Origin of the sequence: Amycolatopsis anabasis (assembly GCF_009765355.1) — a bacterium.
Lineage (GTDB): Bacteria > Actinomycetota > Actinomycetes > Mycobacteriales > Pseudonocardiaceae > Amycolatopsis > Amycolatopsis anabasis.
This window is the reverse complement of record NZ_VTHK01000043.1, coordinates 22,705-40,884: the sequence shown is the minus strand read 5'-3', so window position 1 is coordinate 40,884 and position 18,180 is coordinate 22,705. Positions and strand designations below refer to the sequence as shown.

General features: G+C 70.2%; 16 protein-coding genes. 8 read left to right on the top strand and 8 right to left on the bottom strand.

Features of this window, described 5'->3' with window-relative positions; all coding sequences use genetic code 11:
* Nucleotides 1-121: 121 nt before the first annotated feature.
* Nucleotides 122-1,759 (bottom strand): DUF885 domain-containing protein, encoded by a 1,638-nt coding sequence (locus FXO23_RS37860; protein WP_158891404.1) that lies wholly within the window; start codon nucleotides 1,757-1,759, stop codon nucleotides 122-124.
* A 123-nt stretch (nucleotides 1,760-1,882) separates the two neighbouring features.
* Here FXO23_RS37860 and FXO23_RS37855 point away from each other — a divergent pair, with 123 nt between their 5' ends.
* Nucleotides 1,883-3,139 carry an MFS transporter gene (locus FXO23_RS37855; protein WP_158891402.1) on the top strand — a complete coding sequence of 419 codons (1,257 nt, stop codon included), beginning with the start codon at nucleotides 1,883-1,885 and terminating at the stop codon, nucleotides 3,137-3,139.
* On the opposite strand, the gene FXO23_RS37850 is transcribed toward FXO23_RS37855, so the two are convergent.
* Nucleotides 3,136-3,399 carry a hypothetical protein gene (locus tag FXO23_RS37850; RefSeq protein WP_158891400.1) on the bottom strand — a complete coding sequence of 88 codons (264 nt, stop codon included), beginning with the start codon at nucleotides 3,397-3,399 and terminating at the stop codon, nucleotides 3,136-3,138. The two genes, FXO23_RS37855 and FXO23_RS37850, sit on opposite strands and share 4 nt — an antisense overlap.
* Before the next feature lie 137 nt (nucleotides 3,400-3,536).
* Here FXO23_RS37850 and FXO23_RS37845 point away from each other — a divergent pair, with 137 nt between their 5' ends.
* Entirely contained in the window at nucleotides 3,537-4,898 is a 1,362-nt protein-coding gene (locus FXO23_RS37845; protein WP_246258263.1) for a GGDEF domain-containing protein, read from the top strand.
* Here FXO23_RS37845 and FXO23_RS37840 read toward each other — a convergent pair.
* Nucleotides 4,867-6,081: a bifunctional glycosyltransferase family 2/GtrA family protein gene (locus FXO23_RS37840; RefSeq protein WP_158891398.1), complete on the bottom strand. Its 1,215-nt coding sequence runs from the start codon at nucleotides 6,079-6,081 to the stop codon at nucleotides 4,867-4,869. The genes FXO23_RS37845 and FXO23_RS37840 overlap by 32 nt on opposite strands.
* A 104-nt stretch (nucleotides 6,082-6,185) precedes the next feature.
* On the opposite strand from FXO23_RS37840, the gene FXO23_RS37835 reads away from it, so the two are divergent.
* Together FXO23_RS37835 and FXO23_RS37830 are read left to right on the top strand one after the other, a co-directional pair.
* On the top strand, nucleotides 6,186-6,878 hold the full coding sequence (locus FXO23_RS37835; RefSeq protein WP_158891396.1) for a response regulator transcription factor: 693 nt from the start codon (nucleotides 6,186-6,188) through the stop codon (nucleotides 6,876-6,878).
* 34 nt (nucleotides 6,879-6,912) lie between these two features.
* Nucleotides 6,913-9,117, top strand: coding sequence for a transglycosylase domain-containing protein (locus FXO23_RS37830; protein ID WP_158891394.1), 2,205 nt, complete (start codon nucleotides 6,913-6,915; stop codon nucleotides 9,115-9,117).
* A gap of 4 nt (nucleotides 9,118-9,121) precedes the next feature.
* On the opposite strand, the gene FXO23_RS37825 is transcribed toward FXO23_RS37830, so the two are convergent.
* From FXO23_RS37825 to FXO23_RS37815, 3 genes are all read right to left on the bottom strand, one after another.
* Complete coding sequence (locus tag FXO23_RS37825) at nucleotides 9,122-9,820, bottom strand: hypothetical protein (RefSeq protein WP_158891392.1); 699 nt, start codon at nucleotides 9,818-9,820, stop codon at nucleotides 9,122-9,124.
* On the bottom strand, nucleotides 9,817-10,332 hold the full coding sequence (locus FXO23_RS37820) for a SigE family RNA polymerase sigma factor (RefSeq protein WP_158891390.1): 516 nt from the start codon (nucleotides 10,330-10,332) through the stop codon (nucleotides 9,817-9,819). The genes FXO23_RS37825 and FXO23_RS37820 overlap by 4 nt, the downstream gene beginning before the upstream one ends.
* A gap of 71 nt (nucleotides 10,333-10,403) precedes the next feature.
* Nucleotides 10,404-10,592 (bottom strand): hypothetical protein, encoded by a 189-nt coding sequence (locus FXO23_RS37815; protein WP_158891388.1) that lies wholly within the window; start codon nucleotides 10,590-10,592, stop codon nucleotides 10,404-10,406.
* A gap of 98 nt (nucleotides 10,593-10,690) precedes the next feature.
* Here FXO23_RS37815 and argS point away from each other — a divergent pair, with 98 nt between their 5' ends.
* The 3 genes from argS to htpG all read left to right on the top strand — a co-directional run bounded on the left by argS (nucleotide 10,691) and on the right by htpG (nucleotide 14,982).
* Entirely contained in the window at nucleotides 10,691-12,421 is a 1,731-nt protein-coding gene (gene argS, locus FXO23_RS37810; protein ID WP_158891386.1) for an arginine--tRNA ligase, read from the top strand.
* A 135-nt stretch (nucleotides 12,422-12,556) separates the two neighbouring features.
* Nucleotides 12,557-12,955, top strand: a complete 399-nt coding sequence (locus tag FXO23_RS37805; RefSeq protein WP_158891384.1) for an SSI family serine proteinase inhibitor — start codon at nucleotides 12,557-12,559, stop codon at nucleotides 12,953-12,955.
* A 113-nt stretch (nucleotides 12,956-13,068) separates the two neighbouring features.
* Complete coding sequence (htpG, locus tag FXO23_RS37800) at nucleotides 13,069-14,982, top strand: molecular chaperone HtpG (RefSeq protein WP_158891382.1); 1,914 nt, start codon at nucleotides 13,069-13,071, stop codon at nucleotides 14,980-14,982.
* Between the two features lie 88 nt (nucleotides 14,983-15,070).
* On the opposite strand, the gene ligD is transcribed toward htpG, so the two are convergent.
* Entirely contained in the window at nucleotides 15,071-16,000 is a 930-nt protein-coding gene (gene ligD / locus FXO23_RS37795) for a non-homologous end-joining DNA ligase (RefSeq protein WP_158891380.1), read from the bottom strand.
* Nucleotides 16,001-16,242: 242 nt separating this feature from the next.
* Here ligD and FXO23_RS37790 point away from each other — a divergent pair, with 242 nt between their 5' ends.
* Nucleotides 16,243-17,214, top strand: coding sequence for a DUF3800 domain-containing protein (locus FXO23_RS37790; protein ID WP_158891378.1), 972 nt, complete (start codon nucleotides 16,243-16,245; stop codon nucleotides 17,212-17,214).
* On the opposite strand, the gene FXO23_RS37785 is transcribed toward FXO23_RS37790, so the two are convergent.
* Complete coding sequence (locus FXO23_RS37785; protein ID WP_158891376.1) at nucleotides 17,170-18,087, bottom strand: LysR family transcriptional regulator; 918 nt, start codon at nucleotides 18,085-18,087, stop codon at nucleotides 17,170-17,172. The genes FXO23_RS37790 and FXO23_RS37785 overlap by 45 nt on opposite strands.
* Between the last annotated feature and the right edge of the window lie 93 nt (nucleotides 18,088-18,180).

Sequence of the window (18,180 nt, the reverse complement as noted above, 5' to 3'; positions counted from 1 at the left end):
CGGCGGCACCCCAAACTGGCCAACCGGACGTCGAGGGCGGCGAGGAGCAACTGATCCAGGGCAGTGCCCGCCGAGGGCAGCGCGAGTCCCCCGTTCCGGACGTGCGAGTTCCCCGTTTCGGTCACGGCTGGTTCAGCCATTCGCGCACCACTTCGCCGAGGACCGGCAGCGGGAGCGAGCCGTCGCCGAGCACGACGGCGTGGAAGTCCTTGATGTCGAACGAGGTGCCGAGTTCGGCCTCGGCCAGTGCCCGCAGGCGCTGGATCTCCAACCGGCCCACCATGTACGCCAGGGCCTGCCCGGGGCATTCGATGTAGCGGTCGGTCTCCGATTGCACCTCCACCTCGCTCAGCACCGTGTTGGCGCGCAGGTACTCCACGCACTGCTCGCGGGTCCAGCCCAGCGCGTGCAGACCGGTGTCCACCACGAGGCGGGCGGCCCGGACCGAGTCCTCGGCGAGCATGCCCAGCCGCATCACGTCATCGGAGTACAGGCCCATTTCGTCGGCCAGCCGCTCGGTGTAGAGCGCCCAGCCTTCGAGGTACGCCGTCACCGGCGCGAGTGTGCGCAACATCGGCAGGCCGGTGAGTTCCTGGGCGAGCGCGACTTGGAAATGGTGGCCCGGAACGGCTTCGTGGAAGGCGACCGCTTCGGCGATGAACCGGTCCCTGGTCTCGACCTGGTGGGTGTTGGTGAAGTAGAGGCCCGGCCGGCTGCCGTCGAGCGCGGGCGGCAGGTAGTAGGCCGGGGCGGCGACCGGCGCTTCCGCGGCCGGGACCGCGCGCACCACGCATTCCGCTTCCGGGGTGCGGTGGAACCAGTCGGCCGCGGCCGCGGTCGCCCGGGCCACGGCCTCGCGCGCGGTGGCCAGCATCTCGTCGGCGTCCCGCCAGCGCAGCGCGGGATCGGTGCGCAGCCGCGCGCGCACCTGCTCGCCGGTGTCCAGCCCGAACGCCCGGCCACCGACCTCCCGGAATTCCCGATCCAGGGCGGCGATCAGGTCCAGGCCGATCTGGTGCAACCGGCGCGGTGTGTGGTCGGTGGTGGTGTGCTGGCGGGCGAGCGCGGCGTAGGTGGCCTCGCCGTTTTCCAGCCAGCACAGCCCCGGGCGCTCGTCGGGACGGCCGCGGCCGACCACCTCGGTGGCCAGCACGTCCCGGTAGCCCAGCAAGGCCGGGCGGATCCGCTCGGCCACCAGCCGCTCGCGCCGCTCCGCGCGGTCCCCGCTGAGCGGCTGCGGGAACGGCGCGTCCTGGCCGAGGAAGCGCTCGACGTAGGTGACCGCGTTGCGCGCCATCCGGTCCACCGGGGTGCGCCCGGCCCGGATTCCCTCGCGATGGCGTTGCGCCAGCGTGGTGAGGAACTCGGGTATCGCGGCCAGCCTGGCCAGGTAGTCGTCCTCGGCCTGGGGGCCGGTCGGGGTGAGCTGGGGCAGGGAGGCCAGCAGGTTGCCGCAGGCGGAGTCGAACGGGTCGGCGAGCACGAACTCCACCTTCCGCGAGTCGAGGCGGGTGATCATCGCCTCGGCCTGCTGCGCGACCACCCCGAGGGTGACGCGGTCGGGGTCCGCGGACGCGGCGGCCCGCTCGGCGATTTTCGCGGCCCGCTCCCGCAGCCGTCGAGCGGCCGCCTCGGAAAGATCGGGCAATTCGTGATCGTGGCCGGGAATTCCGAGCAGCGTGGCTTCGACGGGCGCCTCGACGGCGATCGCGTCGAGCAGGTCATCGGCGAGTTCGCGGGCGGTGGGGGAGTTGGTCACGCATTCGATCGAATACCACCCGAGCCGCGAGCACAACGCTGCCGAAACCGGCGATGCCGCGCATTTCTTGCCCTACCATCGCCTGGACATCGTGTTCGAAGCTGGCCCCGGGGAGGGGGTTGGATGGCTGAACCACGATCGCGCGGCGGGGGGTTGCTGCAGGCCCTGCGGGTGGCGGAATTCCGGTCGTTGTTCGCGGCGCAGCTGGTGTCGGTGGCGGGGGATCAGCTCGCCCGGGTGGCTTTGTCGATTCTGGTGTTCGACCGCACGCGTTCGCCCGGCTGGGCCGCGGCGGTCTACGCCCTGACCTTCCTGCCGGATCTGCTCGGCGGGCCGCTGCTGTCCGGGCTGGCCGACCGGCATCCGCGCCGAGCGGTGATGGTGGCCGCGGATCTGGCCCGGTTCGTGCTCGTCGGCGCGATGGCGCTGCCCGGAATGCCGTTGCCGGTGGTGGGGGCGTTGCTGGTGGGCGTGCAGGCGCTCAATCCGGTGTGGAACGCGGCGCGGGCGGCGTTGCTGCCGCACGTGCTGCCGGACCGGCAGTTCGTGGCGGGCATGGGCCTGCTGTCGATGGTGATGCAGGTGGGGCAGGTGGTCGGTTTCGCGACCGGTGGCCTGCTCGTCGCCGTGCTCGGGCCGGGCGGGGCACTCGCCGTGGACGCGGGGAGTTTCGCGGTGTCGGCGGTGCTGGTGCGCTTCGGGGTCCGGCACCGGGCCGCGCCGACGGACACCGGCGATCCGGAAACCGGCGGCCGGTGGTGGCGCCGGATTCGCGCGGGGGCGGCGCTGGTGTGGACGGATCGGCGGCTGCTCGCCCTGGTGGTGCTCGCCTGCGTGTCCGGGTTCTACATCGCGGGCGAGGCCGTCGCGGCCCCGTTCGCCGCGGAGCTGGGAGGCGGACCGGAGGTGGTGGGGCTGCTGCTCGGCGCCTACGCGGTGGGCAATGTGGCGGGCATGGCGGTGCTCGCCCGGGTGCCCGAGCCTCGCCGCGGACGGTTGCTCGGACCACTGGCCGTGGCGGCCTGCGCGCCGCTCATCGGCTGCGCGGCGCGGCCGGGCCTGGTGGTGGCGCTCGCGTTGTTCGCGGTTTCGGGCGCGGCGAGCGCCTACAACCTGGTGGCCAGCACGACGTTCGTGCGGCTCACCCCGGACGCGCGGCGCGCGCAGGCGTTCGGCCTGGCGTTGACCGCGTTGCGGGTCACCCAGGGCCTCGGGGTGGTCGGGGCCGGATTGGTCGCCGAACACTTCGCGCCCCATCGCGTGGTCGCGATGGCCGGGGCGACCGGTGTGGTGGCCGCCGCGGGCGCGGGCTGGCTGTGGCACCGCACCCGGGGCCGGGCGGACGTCGCCGCGCCGAGCCCCGGGAACCGGCCGGCTTAGGACCGCGTCCAGTCGGTCGGGCAGGACCGCGGGGTCCAGTCGGTGGGCAGCGAACGGGTCCAGTCGGTCGGGCAGGTGCGCGGGGTCCAGTCGGTGGGACCGGTGCGCGGGGTCCAATCGGTCGGGCACGCGGGCGCGGTCCAGTCGGTGGGGGCCGAGCGGGTCCAGTCGGTCGGGCAGGACCGGGTCCAGTCGGTCGGACGCTGCTGGTGACGACGGCGGACGGGGGCACCGAACTGCGGAACGGGGATGGCGATCATGGATTTCTGCCTCCTCGGCATTCAAGGGCGACACGCTGCGTGAGCGCACAGTCGATCGTCCGGCCTAGTGACACACAGCGCCTATGCGATTACAGTGACGGATCTCCGCTGGCGATCCACCTGGAGAGGGGCTCCGCGTGGAATTGTCCAAGGCACGAAGACGCCTGCCCAGCTCGATCAGCCCACGGTCGGGTTGCAATCCGCGTCACTGGGCGTTATGGACGCTGTCCCGGCCGGTGCTGCTCTACCTCGCGCTCGTCGAGGCAGCGGCGGTGGTGTCGATCGTCGCCACCGCCGGGCTGGTGCCGGTCACCGGTCAGGCCTTGCTGTGGTGCGGACTGCTCGTCGCCGCTGAGATCATCCACCTGGAAGCGGCGCAGGGGATAGAGCGGATCCGCGAACTGAGCGCGGACGGGCGTCCGCACATGCACCTGCAGTCGATCTGGATCTTCGCCGGGCTGCTGCTGTTGCCGCCCTCGCTGGCCGGTGTGGTGATCGCGGTCAGCTACGGGCATTCCTGGATCCGGGTGTACCGGCGGCGCGGTGTCCTGCACCGCAAGGTCTTCTCGGCGGCGACGGTCATCCTGGCGTGCGTCGCGTCGGGCGCCGTGCTGTCCGTGGGCACCGGCGGCCGGTTGGCCCCGTTCATGCCGCATCTGGACGGGCCCGGCGGGATGGTCGCGCTGCTGCTCGCCGGGGTGGTCTACTTCGGGCTCAACTACGTCCTGGTGGTCTTCATGATCATCATGACCAACCCGGACAAGCCCGGCCGGATCGCGCTCGGCAACCCCTCGGACGTGCTGATCGTGCTGGCCGCGGTGGGCATCGGCTGCGGAATCGCGCTCGTGGTGACCGTCCGGCCCTGGCTGCTGCCGGTGCTCATGGTCACCCCGGTCGCCCTGCACCTGGGCCTGCTGCTGCCGCAGTTCCAACTCGCCGCGCGCACCGATTCCAAGACCGCCCTGCTCGATCCCGAGTTCTGGGCCGAGCTCGCGCACCGCGAACTGGCCCGCGCCCGCCAGATCGGCTCCTGCCTCGGCATCCTGCTCATCGACCTGGACCGCTTCAAGAGCATCGACGACGGCGACGGCCACGTCACCGGGGACGCCGTGCTGCGCGCGGTCGCCACCGCCATCCGCGGGCAGGTCCGCGCCGGGGACGCGGTCGGCCGCTTCGGCGGGGACGAGTTCGCCGTCGTCCTGCCCGGCGCCAACGGCGACGAACTCCTCGCCATCGCCGACCGGATCCGCACGGCGATCCGCGAACTCCAGGTCCCGGTCCCGGTCGTCCGGCCGGGCAAACGCGAAACGGTCACCGGCCTGAGCGCCTCCATCGGCGGCGCCGTGTTCCCCGAGCACGCCACCGAGTACACCCCGCTCCTGCAGGCCGCCGACGACGCCGCGTTCCACGCCAAGGCGAACGGCCGCGACCAGGTCGTGCTCTACTCGGCCGCGACCCCACCGGTGATCATCCCCGAACAGAACTCCGATCGCGTGTAGGTCGCGCCGGGGCGCCCGGGAAAACCCAGTTCCGGAGCAGCAGGAAGCGGCCCGCGGTGCCGATCGCGGCGGAGACCAGGAGCACCGTCAGCTCGAGCGTGCGCGCGGGAGCGGGGTCGACCGCGTGCAGGATCAGCAGGGCCGCCGAGGTGAACAGGTAGTAGAGGCCGAAAACCAGGAGCCCCTGCACGTGGATCCGGCCGGTCGAGGCCCGCGGCGCGGCGAAGGTGAAGCGGCGGTTGGCCTCGGTGTTGAACAGGGTGGTGAGCACGAGCGCGACGAGGTTGGCGAGCAGCAGCGGCCACCACAGCCGGAACACCGCGTAGAGCGCGAGATGGGCCACCGTGGAGATCGCGCCGACGGCCGTGAACGACAGCAGTTGCCACGAGAGCCCGCCGCTCCGGCGGCCGAGCACCGCGTCCGGATGGGTCGCCTGCGGTTCCGGGCGCCGCGGCAGGTCGGCGACCCACGCGTGACCGGAGGCCTTGGCCCGCGCCACCCGGATCAGGCCGCGCAGATCGTCCAGGGCGGTTCCGGCGACGTCGACCCGGCTGTCGGTGTCCTCCACCCAGTCGACCGGAACCTCGTGCACCCGCAGCCCGTTGTGCTCGGCCAGCAGCAGCAACTCGGTGTCGAAGAACCACGCGTCGTCCCGGACCTGCCGCAGCAGCGGGCGGATGACCTCGGTCCGGGCCGCTTTGAAACCGCATTGGGCATCGGAGAACCGCGCGCCGTGGGTGAGCCGGATGAGCCGGTTGTAGCAGCGGGAGAGGAATTCCCGTTTCGGTCCGCGCACGGTGCGGGCGCCGGGCGCGAGCCGCGAGCCGATCGAAATATCGGAATGCCCGTTGACCAAGGGGGCCACCAGCGGCAGCAGGGCGTCGAGTCCGGTGGAAAGGTCGACGTCCATGTACACGACGATGTCGGCTTCGCTCGCTCCCCACGATTCGCGCAGGGCCAGCCCGCGCCCCTTGCGGTTCAGGTGCAGTACCCGGACATCGCTGGTTTCCGCCGCGATCGACTGGGCGGCCCGGAAGGTCCCGTCCGTGCTGGCGTTGTCCACCACGGTGATCGTCCATTCGAAGGGGAATTGCTCGAGCAGGAATTTCCGGAGAACGCGAACGCAGCCCGGTAGCGCCCGTTCTTCGTTGAATACCGGAATTATGATGTCGACCGTCGCCATTCTTCAGACAATGCCGCCGGGCCGGTGAGAGATCCCTGGCGGGATGCTGAGAAGTTCGTGAGAGAAACCCGATTTCCCGGCGAACCGCGTTATGTTGTTCCTCGATGCGAGTGCTGGTTGTGGACGACGATCCGGATGTGCGGGAGAGCCTGCGGCACAGCCTGGAATTCGAGGGCTACCAGGTGCTGACGGCGTGCGACGGGGACCAGGCCCTGCGCCAGGTCTTCCCGGCCGATCGGGGTGCGCGGCCCGATCTCGCCATCGTCGACATGATGATGCCGGGGACCGACGGCCTGGAGACCTGCCGTCGGCTGCGGGCCGGTGGCGAGCGGATGCCGGTGCTCATGCTCACCGCCCGCGACGGCCTGGGGGACCGGGTCACCGGCCTGGACGCGGGCGCGGACGACTACCTGGTCAAACCGTTCGCCCTGGAGGAACTGCTCGCCCGGTTGCGGGCGCTGCTCAAGCAGAACCGGGCGTGCCGGCCCCCCGAAGTGCTCCGCTTCGCCGACCTCGAACTGCACACGAGCACGCGCGAGGTGACCCGGGCGGGCCGCCCGATCGCGCTGACCCCGACGGAATTCGACCTGCTGCGCCAGTTCCTGGCCGCGCCCGGGAAGGTGTTGACGCGGGCCCACCTGCAGGCGCGGGTCTGGGGGCACCACTACGGCACGAACAACCTGAACGTCTACATCGGCTATCTGCGCCGCAAAACCGAAGCCGGGGGTGCGCCGCGGTTGCTGCACACCGTGCACGGCGTCGGTTTCACCCTCCGCTTGGAGTCGGATTCGCGCTAATGTGAATCAAGATCGCACTTTGGGGGTAGCGAAGATGGCGGCGGCTGCTGGTCGTGCGGTGTCCGTGGTCCGGTTCCTGGCGCTGTGCGTGCTCGCGGGACTTCTCGCCGCGGGGGTGTTGTTCCCGGCGGTCGGCGCGGCCGGTCTGGTGGCGAACCGCGCGGGCGAAACGGTCGAGGCCATGTCGTCCGAACTGACCAACGTGCCGCCGCCGCTGGTGACCACGGTGACCGATTCGGCCAGCGCCCCGATCGCGACGCTCTACAAGCAGTACCGCGTTCCCGCGGCGCCGGAGGAGATCTCCGAGGCGATGAAGTGGGCGCTGATCTCGGTCGAGGACAAGCGGTTCTACGAGCACCGCGGCGTGGACTGGAAGGGCACCCTGCGCGCGGCGATCAGCACCAGCGGCGGCACCACCCAGGGCGCGTCCACGCTGACCCAGCAGTACGTGAAGAACTACCTGATCAACGTCGTGCACCGGGCCAAGAGCGACGGCAAGATCGACCAGGAGGTCGCCACGATCGGCCAGCAGCGGGCCCGCGAGCAGTCGATCGTGCGCAAGCTGAAGGAGGCGCGGGTCGCCATTCAGCTGGAGACCAAGATGTCCAAGGCGCAGATCCTCGCCGGGTATCTGAACGTCGTCGAGTTCTCCGGCCACGTCTACGGCGTCGGCGCCGCGGCACGGGCCTACTTCGGCACCACGGCGAAGGAGTTGACCGTCGCCCAGTCCGCGCTGCTGGCCGGGGTGGTGAACAATCCGAAGAAGCTCGATCCGTGGAACTACCCGGTCGAGGCCATCCAGCGCCGCAACCTGGTGCTGGACCGGATGGTGGAGAACCGCAAGCTCGCCCCCGCGGACGCGGAGAAGGCCAAGACCGAACCGCTGGGCGTGGCGCCGGGCGGGCCGAAGAAACCGGCCGCGAACTGCGTCGGTGCCGGTCCCGAGAACGGGTTCTTCTGCCAGTACGTCGAGGACTACCTGCTGAAGTCCGGGATGTCCCAGGACGACCTGTACACCGGCGGCTACACCATCCGGACCACTTTGGACCAGCGGGCCAATGCCGAGGCCAAGCGGTCCGCGGAGGAACAGGTCCGCAAGACCCAGCCGAACGTGGCGAACACCCTGTCGCTGATCCGGCCCGGAAAGCAGCGGCACGAGGTCGTCGCGCTGGCGGCCAACCGGGACTACGGCCCGGACGCCGCGCAGGGCCAGACGATGACCGGGCTGCCCTCGGAAGTCTCGAATGTCACCGGGGCCGGGTCGAGCTACAAGATCTTCACCGCCGCGGCGGCGCTGGAGCAGCGCAAGGCGGGGATCGCGAGCACGATCCCGACCCCGCAGAGCCATGCCTCGCCGGTGTTCGTCAGCGGGTTCAAACCGGGCTGCCCCAAGGTCGGGCAGGGCACCTGGGCGTACTGCCTGAGCAACTACGGCGAGGACACCTACGGCCCGTCGATGAGCCTGCAGCAGGCGCTCGCCACCTCGCCGAACACCGGATTCGTCATCCTGGAGGAACTGACCGGGATGGGGCCGGTCGTGGAGATGGCGCGCAAGCTCGGCATGCGCGAGACCATGGCGTCCAACGCCGCCAACGGCCGGGCCGTCAACCCGAACGGGAAGACGGCGGAGGAGAAGAGCACGCAGACCGCGTTCTTCGGACCGACCGGCACCTCCCCGGGGAAGGGTTCGTTCACCCTCGGGGTGAGCCCCACCAGCGGCCTGGAACTGGCGAACGTCGCGGCGACCATCATCAGCGGCGGCATGTGGTGCCCGCCGACGCCGATCGGGCAGATCACCGATCGGGACGGCAGACCGAAGGTGATCACCGAGGCGCCCTGCGAGCAGGTCGTCGAGGAGGGGCTGGCCAACACGCTCGCGGTCGGGATGAGCAAGGACGCCAGCGAAGGCACCGCGCGCGAGGCCGCCCGGTTCGCGGGCTGGGACCGCCCGATGATCGGCAAGACCGGAACCACCGACGTGAGCGGTTCCGCGACCTTCGTCGGCGCCACCCCGCAACTGGCGGGCGCGGCCATGGTGTTCCGCCCCGACGCCCCCTTCGGCGGCCTGCGTTTCGTCAACCCGGGCAACGTCCACGCCGTCGGCAAGGACGGCAACATGTTCGGCGGCAAGACGCCCGCGCGCACGTTCTTCGGCGCGGTGTCGAGGATCCTGGACGGCCAGCCGCCCCTGCCGCTGCCCGGCCCGGACCCCCGCTTCGAACGCGCGGGACGACGCTGACTGGTCAGCTGGGCAGCTTGCCGCCGTCGGCGCTGTAGGCGACCGGCGGGGTGAGCACGTCGTTCGAGGGGACGTCGGCCGGGGTGAACCAGAAGATCCACACGTTCGGATCCTCGCTCCAGGGGGCCAGGTTCGCGTACACCGTCCGTCCGTGCACGGTGGAGGCGATCCGCTTGGCGGGCCCGGCGTAGTACCCGAAGACCGGCACGTACTGGCCGTTGATCTGCTCCCCGCCGTCGAGCGCGTGGAATCCCGGTCGCCGGTCCGGGCTGCGGGATTCGTTCACGAGCAGATCGGCGGTCAGGTTCCCGGCCGCGGTGCGGTGCCCGGCCATCACGCCGAACGTGGTCTGCGGCAGTTCGGGCGCGGCGATCCGGACCGCGTAGAGCACCCGTTCCCCGGCCGGGTCGTGGAGGCCGGTGGCGATCACCCCGCCCAGCGGGACGTTGTTCTCGCGGGAGGCCGTCGGCGCGGGCGGCTGGACGGCCACGTTCCGCGGGGCGGAGGCGCCGCCGAGCCAGGTGACGCCGGTCGCGACGAGCGCCACCGCGGCCACCACGGAGCCGACTCCGGCGGCGGCGCGCACCCGCCTTCGGCGGCGGATCCGGCGACCGGCGGCCATGATCGGCTCCGCGTCCAGGGCGGGGAAGGACTCGAGCGGGGATTCGCGGAGCGCGTTGCGCAGTGCTTCGAGTTCGGTCATCGTGCCGCCTCCTGCGCGACAGGTTCGCCGGAGGAATCGTGCGAGCCGCGCAGCTTCGCGAGCGCCCGGGAACTCGTGCTCTTCACCGTGCCGACGGACACCCCGAGCTCCCGGGCCACTTCGGCCTCGGTGAGGTCGTAGTAGTGCCGCAGCAGGACGACGGCACGTTCCCGCACGGTCAACCCGTCCAGCATCTCCATCAGCCACTTTCGCTCGACGACCTTGGTGTCCAGCCCGCGGTCCCCGGCGGGCGGTTCGGGGAGTTCTTCGGCGGGACGTTCGCGGATCGGCCGCCGCCAGGTGTCGATGACGTGGTTGACCAGCACCGTCCGCGTGTAGGCATAGGCGTCCTTCTTCCTCACCCGCGCCCATACCGCGTAGGTGCGGGCGAGCGCGGTCTGCGCGGCGTCCTCGGCGAGGTGGCGATCGCTCACGAGGTAGTACGCCGCCTGCACCAGCCGCGCCGAACAGGCCTGCACGAACTCGACGAACTCGGCGTCACCTCGGGCCATGGAGTCCCCTCATGTCCCCGAGTTACGAGCGAGCGGGGGAAATGGTTGAGCCACGACAGCTGTGTCCTGGGTCACAGGGGTGGACCGTGCTGGTCCGGCGAGTGGTTCGTGGTGTGCGGATCCACCTGGGAGAGCCGCTCCCGCCGCCCGCTCGCGGGGTCGCCGCCGAGGCTCCGTCCGCGTTTGCGGTTCAGCACGCCGACCACCCCGGTGGTCAGGAACAGCACGGCCAGCAAGGTGATCCACAGCCAGATCGGCATCGGTTCGTTCGCCCCCCGAATATCGGTTGTGCTCGTCGTGAAACTGGAAGCACGTACACCCACGGTAGCCGCCGTGGCGGAACTCGGGAGGCCGATCGGTGCCGTACGGGGACGTGGGACTTGAGCTCGGGCGCCGGGTCGCGGCCGCGCTCAAGGCGGCGATGGACGTCGACAGCACCCCCGCGCAGGCGCTCGTGCGGCCCTCGGCCCGCGCCGACTACCAGTGCGATGTGGCGATGAGCCTGGGCAAGCGGCTCGGCCGCCCGCCGCGCGAGGTCGCGGCCGGGATCGTGGCCGCGCTGGATTCCGCGGACCTGCTGGAGTCGGCCGAGGTCGCCGGGCCCGGTTTCGTGAACCTGATCCTCCGGCGTTCGTGGCTGGAGGACCGGGCCGCCGCGCTGCTCGGCGACGAGCGGCTGGGGGTCGCGCGTACCGAGCGGCCGCGCCGGTTCGCCGTCGACTACGGCGGTCCCAACGTGGCCAAGGAGATGCACGTCGGGCACCTGCGGTCGTCGATCATCGGGGACGCGATCGTGCGGATGCTGCGGTTCTCCGGCCACGAGGTCATCCCGCACAACCACCTCGGCGACTGGGGCACCCCGTTCGGGATGCTCATCGAACACCTCGTCGACGAGGGGGCCCACGGCGGGCACGGGATCAGCGACCTGTCCGGCTTCTACCGCGAAGCGCGCGAGAAGTTCGACGCCGACCCCGGCTTCGCCGACCGGGCCCGCCGCCGGGTCGTGCTGCTGCAGGGCGGTGACGAACCGACCCTCGCGCTGTGGCGGCAACTGGTCGACGAGTCGGCCCGGCACTTCGACCAGGTCTTCACGTTGCTGGGCATCGGCCTCACCGCGGCGGACGCGTACGGCGAGAGCTTCTACAACCCGTACCTGGCCGAGGTCCTCGACGAACTCGAGGCCAAGGGGCTGACCGAGACCAGCGACGGCGCGGTTTGCGTGTTCCCGCCGGGCTTCCGGAACCGGGACGGCGATCGGCTGCCGCTGATCGTCCGCAAGAGCGACGGCGGCTACGGCTACGCCGCCACCGATCTGGCGACCATCCGCTACTGGACCCGCGAGCGCGGGGTCACCGATCTGCGCTACGTCGTCGGCAATCCGCAGGCCCAGCACTTCGCGATGATCTTCGCCGCGGCCCGGCAGGCCGGGTGGCTCACCGCGGACCACCACGCCGAACACGTCGGGTTCGGGTCCGTGCTGGGGGCGGACGGCAGGACCATCCGCACCCGTGCCGGCGGTTCGGTCAAACTCGTCGAACTGCTCACCGAGGCGGTGGACCGGGCGGCCGCGGTCGTGGCCGAACGCGGCGAACTGAGCGAGGACGAACGCGCCGCCGTCGCCCGCGCGGTCGGCATCGGCGCGGTCAAGTACGCCGATCTCTCCGGCGACCGGGAGAAGGACTACACCTTCGCGTGGGACCGCATGCTTGCGTGCGAGGGCAATACGGCCGGCTACCTCCAGTACGCGCACGCCCGCATCCGGTCCCTGCTGCGCAAGGCCGGGGAAACCCCCGGTCCGGGCACCCCGGTCGTCCTCGCCGAACCGGCCGAACGCGCGCTGCTGCTCAAGATCCTGCAACTGCCCGCGGCGTGCGCGGCGGCCACCGAAAGCCTCGCGCCGCACCGGCTGTGCGGTTACCTCTACGAGGTCGCCACCACGTTCTCCGGTTTCTACGAGAACTGCCCGATCCTGGCCCCGGCCACCCCGGGCGAGATCCGCCGCTCCCGCCTCGCGCTCGCCGAACTCACCGCGCGGGTGCTCACCCTCGGGCTCGCCCTGCTCGGCATCGAAGCCCCCGAACGCCTGTGAACCGGTCGCCGGGGCCAAACGGGTGACTTCGGGAATTGCCGCCGGAGCCCGCCGGGTACTCGGAAGGTTGCGGCCCGGCACGGGGTCGTGCCGGGACCGTTGGTCCGAAGATGCACGACGACATGGGAGGTTGCGATGCGCACGCCCAGCCGAAACGGTCGGATCTTCGCTCTCGCGGCGCTGACCGCCGCGGCACTTTCAGGTGCGGCGGCGCTGGCGCAGGCCGCGCCCGCTGGTCACCTGAACCTCTCGGTGACCGACGCCGCGGGGAGCACCGCGGCGGCGACCCTGGACTGCCCGCAGGGCACCGGTAACCATCGGTACGGCGACGAGGCATGCCGGCAGCTCGCGGCGGCCGGTGGCGATCCCGACCGGCTGACCGGCGTTCCGGGCATGGTCTGCACCAAGCAATACGAGCCGGTGCAGGCCACGGTGACCGGCACCTGGAACGGCAAGCCGCTGCACTGGCAGCACACGTTCGGCAACAGCTGCGAGCTGCACGCCGCCACCGGAGCGGTCTTCGACCTCAGCTGACCGGTCCACGGGCTGATCCACCGGAACCGGCATCGTGCCAACCCGGCGTTTGAGATAATCGCCGGGTTGGCACGCATCCGCGCAATCCGCGAGTTTCATCAGAAAGGAAGTCAGTGGACACCCAGCCCGAAACGCTCGAGTTCCAGGCCGAGGCGCGCCAGCTCCTGCAGCTGATGGTTCATTCGATCTACTCGAACAAGGACATCTTCCTGCGCGAGCTCATCTCCAACGCCTCGGACGCGTTGGACAAACTGCGCCTGGAAGCGTTCCGTGACAAGGACCTGCAGGTGGACACCGCCGATCTGCACATCGACCTCGAGGTCGACAAGGCGCAGCGTACGCTCACCGTGCGCGACAACGGCATCGGCATGTCCCGCGACGAGGTGGTGAACCTCATCGGCACCATCGCGAAGTCGGGGACGGCCGAACTCCTGCGCAAGCTGAAGGAGTCGAAGGACACCGGCGCCTCGCAGGAGCTGATCGGGCAGTTCGGCGTCGGTTTCTACTCGAGTTTCATGGTGGCCGACAAGGTCACGCTGGTGACCCGCCGCGCGGGTGAGGACCAGGGCACCCGCTGGGAGTCCAGCGGGGAGGGCACCTACACCATCGAGCCGGTCGACGACGCGGCGCAGGGCACCGCGGTCACCCTGCACCTCAAACCGGAGGACTCCGAAGACCACCTCTTCGACTACGCGGCCGACTGGAAGATCAAGGAAATCGTCCAGCGGTATTCCGACTTCATCACCTGGCCGATCCGGATGGAAGTCGAGCGCACGGACGGCGAGGGCAAGACCACGCGTGAACTCCAGACCGTCAACTCGATGAAGGCGCTCTGGGCGCGTTCCCGGGAAGAGGCCTCCGAGGAAGAATTCAAGGAATTCTACAAGCACATCAGCCACGACTGGACCGATCCGCTGGAAATCATCCAGATGAAGGCGGAAGGGACCTTCGAGTACCAGGCCCTGCTGTTCATTCCGTCGCACGCGCCGCTGGATCTGTACCTGCGCGAGCGCAAGCGCGGCGTCCAGTTGTACGTCAAACGCGTGTTCATCATGGACGACTGCGAAGCGCTCATGCCGGAATACCTGCGTTTCGTCAAGGGCGTGGTGGACGCGCAGGACCTCTCGCTCAACGTGTCGCGCGAGATCCTGCAGCAGGACCGCCAGATCCAGCTGATGCGCCGGCGCCTGGTCAAGAAGGTGCTCAGCACGGTGAAGACCATGCTGACCGAGAACCCCGACCGCTACCAGACGTTCTGGAAGGAATTCGGCCCCGCCGTCAAGGAAGGCCTGGTCAACGATTTCGACAACCGCGAAACCATTCTCGAAATCGCCTCCTTCGATTCGACGCACGACGCGGAGAAGCCGACCACCCTGCGCGAATACGTCGAGCGGATGAAGGAAGGCCAGGAGCACATCTACTACCTGACCGGCGCCTCGCGGTCGATCATCGAGAACTCGCCGCATATGGAAGCCTTCCGCGCCAAGGGGTTCGAGGTCCTGGTGCTGACCGATCCGGTCGACGAGATGTGGGTCGACTCGGTGAACGAATTCGACGGGAAGCATTTCCAGTCGATCGCCAAGGGCCAGGTCGATCTGGACACCGAGGAAGAGAAGAAGTCGGCCGAATCCGAACGGGACCAGCAGCAGAAGGACTACGCCGACCTGCTGTCCTGGCTCACGAAGAAGCTGGAGGAGAACGTGAAGGAGGTGCGGCTGTCGTCCCGCCTCACCACCTCACCGGCCTGCATCGTCGGGGACGCGCACGACGTGACGCCCACCCTGGAGAAGATGTACCGCGCCATGGGGCAGGAACTGCCGCCGGTCAAGCGCATCCTCGAACTCAACCCGGCACATCCGCTGGTCAGCGGCCTGCGGAAGGCGCACGCCGAGCGCGAGGACGACAGCGGGCTGGCCGACACGGCCGAACTGCTCTACGGCATGGCGCTCCTCGCCGAGGGCGGCGAACTGAGCGACCCGTCCCGCTTCATGCGCCTGCTGGCCGACCGCCTGGCCCACACCTTGTAACCCCGGTACTCGTGCACTTTGTCGGCCAAGTGCGTGGCCTTGGCCACCTCGGTCGCCGCGTTATCGCACTTGGCCGACAAAGTGCGACCTAGTCGAGGCCGTCGCGGTCGGCCCATTCGAGCAGGGTTTCCAGTGAGTACGCCGTGTCGTCGATGCCCTCGTGCAGATCGCCGAGGGCGGCGAAGCGGTCCGGCACGGTGGCGATCGTGCATTCGCGCGGTTCGACGTCGTCGATCTCGTCCCAGGTGATCGGGGTCGACACGGTCGCCTCCGGTACGCCGCGCACCGAATAGGCGCTCGCGATGGTGTGGTCCCGGGCGTTCTGGTTGTAGTCGACGAACAGCATGGTGGGGTCGCGGTCCTTCCGCCACCAGGTGGTCGTCACCTCATCCGGCGCCCGGCGCTCCACCTCGCGGGCGAACGCCTGCGCGGCGCGGCGGACCTCGGAGAACTCCCAGCGGGGCTCGATCCGCACGTAGACGTGCATCCCGTTGCCGCCGGAGGTCTTCGGCCACCCGACCACGCCCAGTTCGTCGAGCACTTCGTGCACGACATGGGCCACCCGGCGGACCGTGTCGAACCCGCACCGCGGCATCGGGTCGAGGTCGATCCGCCATTCGTCCGGGCGTTCGGTGTCCGCTCGCCGGGAGTTCCACGGGTGGAACTCCACCGTGGACATCTGCACCGCCCACACCACGCTCGCCAGTTCGGTGACGCACAGTTCGTAGGCGTGCCGGTGGTAGCGCGGGAAGTCCACCCGCACGGTCTCCAGCCAGGGCGGAGCACCGTGCGGGACCCGCTTCTGGTGGACCTTCTCGCCCGCCACGCCCGAGGGAAAGCGGTGCAGCATGCACGGCCGCTCCCGGAGCGCGCGCACGATGCCGTCGCCGACCGACAGGTAGTAGCGGACCAGATCGAGCTTCGTCTCGCCGCGGGCCGGGAAGTACACCCGGTCCGGATTGGAGATCCGCACCGTGCGGTGCCCGACCTCGAGTTCTACCGCGCCGTCCTTGGCCATGCGGAAAAGGTAGCCCGAGAATCGGCGCCGCGCCTACCACGAGGCCATGGTGGACAGTTCCGCTCGGAACCGGGGACGGGGTCGTAGCCTTCGCCTCGCCGCTGGTCAGCCGGGCGAGGATCGCCCGGCGGGTCGGATCGGCGAGGGTGGTGCTCAGCCGGTCGGCCCCGTCAACCCGGGAGGACCCCGGGTGGCCGGTAAGTGAGTCGACCCCGGCGGGGTGATCTGCCAGGATCGGGCGGATGCGGGGCGACGAGGTTGCCTGTGACGAGTCCGGTTCGGAGGGCGAGAACCTCATCGGCGGGGAAACCGACGTGTTCACGCATGCCAGCGTCGGATTGACCAGCGAAGCGGCGGCCGACTGCGTCCGGGAAATCCGAGACCGGATCCGTTCTCCCGCCTTGGAGTACAAGGCGAATCACCTGCTGCGCGCGAAAAACCGGTCAACCCTCGAATGGCTGCTGGGAATGTCGGGGCCGATTCACGGGAAGGCCCGGGTTCATCTCACCGACAAAACCTTCTTCCTCGTCGGCAAGGCCATCGACTTCCTGATCGCGGGGATTTCCTGTTCGGCGAGTATCGGCCGGCACCAGGATCCACCGGCCAGGGCCATGGCGCTCACCCTGTACCGGGAGGGGCCGCGGGCGTTCGGGCAGGAGCGGTGGGTGGCGTTTCTGGAATCGTTCCTCGGTCTGGTGCGGGCCGCGAACCGGGGCGGCGGGGGCGCGCCCGCCGATTCGTTCTTCCGGCTGGTCGACGAATTGCGCACCGGTGCACCGGTCCGGGTGCGCGAAATCCTGGAACGGTTCCGGCGGGCGCGAGCGCGTGCCGAGTCGCTTCGGGCGGAACTGCTGGATCGGCCGAAGATGATTCCGGCGCTGGATCCGCTGATGCCCGCGATCGTCGAAACGGTCGGCTACTGGAGTGCCGGTGGCCGGCCGGTTTCCCTGGTCCACGACGAACAGGCCGCGCTGACCGCGGACCGCGTCGCGCAACTCGGGGAGATCCTCGGCGGTCGGCTGGCGGCCCTGAGGTTCGTCGATTCGCGCGCGGATCCCCGGGTGCAGGTCGCCGATTTCCTCGCCGGGGTGGCGCGCCGGATCGCCTCGGACGAACTCAGGCGACAGGGCGACGCCGAACTCACCGCGTTGCTGCGGCCCCACGTGGGTTCATTCCCGGTCTGGGGCGACGACCGGAGCTGGTCCTCGCCCTGAACGGTCCTTCAGCAGGTCGAGCAGGGCGGTGGCGGCCTGGCTCGGCTCCCGGTTCCCGGCGGTGACGACGAGCAGTTCCTGGTGGATCGCGGGATCCGTGGGCAGGGTCGCGACACGGTCGGCCGCGTTGCGCACGGCGATCGGCGGCAGCAGCGCGACGCCCAGGCCGTGCGCCACCAGATCGACCAGGACGGGCATCGTGTCGACTTCGCAGCAGATGTGGCGCCGCAGGTTCGCGTCGCGGCAGACGGCGTCGATGCTGGCGCGCAGGGCCGAGTCCGCGCGGTACTCCACGAAGTCGCGGTCGGCGAGTTCAGCCAGGCGCACCCGGCCGCGGCGGGCCAGGGGATCGTCCGCCGCCACGGCGAGGACCAGGTTCTCGGCGCCGAGCGAGTGCGCGCGCACCCGGTCCTCCTGATCGCCGAGCGGGCGGTCGACGAAGGCCAGATCCACCTTTCCGGCCAGGGTTTCGTGGACCAGGGAGCGGACATTGCTGTGGCGCAGCCGAAGCGAGACCCCGGGGTGGCGCCGGTGGTAGCGGGCGAGCAACGCCGGAAGGTTCACCAGGCCGAGCGTCTGGATCGCGCCGATGGTGAGCCGGCCGCGCAGCACACCGTGCACCCCGGCGACCGCGTCCCTGCCCTGTTCCGCGGCGGCCAGGGCACGCTGGGCCGAAGGCAGGAGCGCCCGGCCGGCCTCGGTCAGTTCGACGCGCCGGGTGCTGCGCACGAACAGTTCGCCACCGAGTTCGCGCTCCAGCGATCGGATCGAGGCGGACAGGCTCGACTGGGTCAGGTGCAGTTGCCCGGCGGCGCGGGTGAAGTGCCGGTGTTCGGCCACCGCGACGAAGTGGCTGAGCTGGCGGAGCTCCATTCAGTGATGGTACCGATCACTGCCTGCGGAATTACGAGTTGGCGTCGATGACTCCGCGCGGCACACACTGCGGGTGACGGTTACCCACACGGA

Bases quoted from the DNA above. Each gene is read 5' to 3' on its own strand.
- FXO23_RS37855 (WP_158891402.1), top strand. From the start codon at position 1,883: ATGGCTGAACCACGATCGCGCGGCGGGGGGTTGCTGCAGGCCCTGCGG.
- FXO23_RS37850 (WP_158891400.1), bottom strand. From the start codon at position 3,399: ATGATCGCCATCCCCGTTCCGCAGTTCGGTGCCCCCGTCCGCCGTCGT.
- FXO23_RS37840 (WP_158891398.1), bottom strand. From the start codon at position 6,081: ATGGCGACGGTCGACATCATAATTCCGGTATTCAACGAAGAACGGGCG.
- FXO23_RS37835 (WP_158891396.1), top strand. From the start codon at position 6,186: ATGCGAGTGCTGGTTGTGGACGACGATCCGGATGTGCGGGAGAGCCTG.
- FXO23_RS37830 (WP_158891394.1), top strand. From the start codon at position 6,913: ATGGCGGCGGCTGCTGGTCGTGCGGTGTCCGTGGTCCGGTTCCTGGCG.
- FXO23_RS37825 (WP_158891392.1), bottom strand. From the start codon at position 9,820: ATGACCGAACTCGAAGCACTGCGCAACGCGCTCCGCGAATCCCCGCTC.
- FXO23_RS37820 (WP_158891390.1), bottom strand. From the start codon at position 10,332: ATGGCCCGAGGTGACGCCGAGTTCGTCGAGTTCGTGCAGGCCTGTTCG.
- FXO23_RS37815 (WP_158891388.1), bottom strand. From the start codon at position 10,592: ATGCCGATCTGGCTGTGGATCACCTTGCTGGCCGTGCTGTTCCTGACC.
- FXO23_RS37805 (WP_158891384.1), top strand. From the start codon at position 12,557: ATGCGCACGCCCAGCCGAAACGGTCGGATCTTCGCTCTCGCGGCGCTG.
- ligD (WP_158891380.1), bottom strand. From the start codon at position 16,000: ATGGCCAAGGACGGCGCGGTAGAACTCGAGGTCGGGCACCGCACGGTG.
- FXO23_RS37790 (WP_158891378.1), top strand. From the start codon at position 16,243: ATGCGGGGCGACGAGGTTGCCTGTGACGAGTCCGGTTCGGAGGGCGAG.
- FXO23_RS37785 (WP_158891376.1), bottom strand. From the start codon at position 18,087: ATGGAGCTCCGCCAGCTCAGCCACTTCGTCGCGGTGGCCGAACACCGG.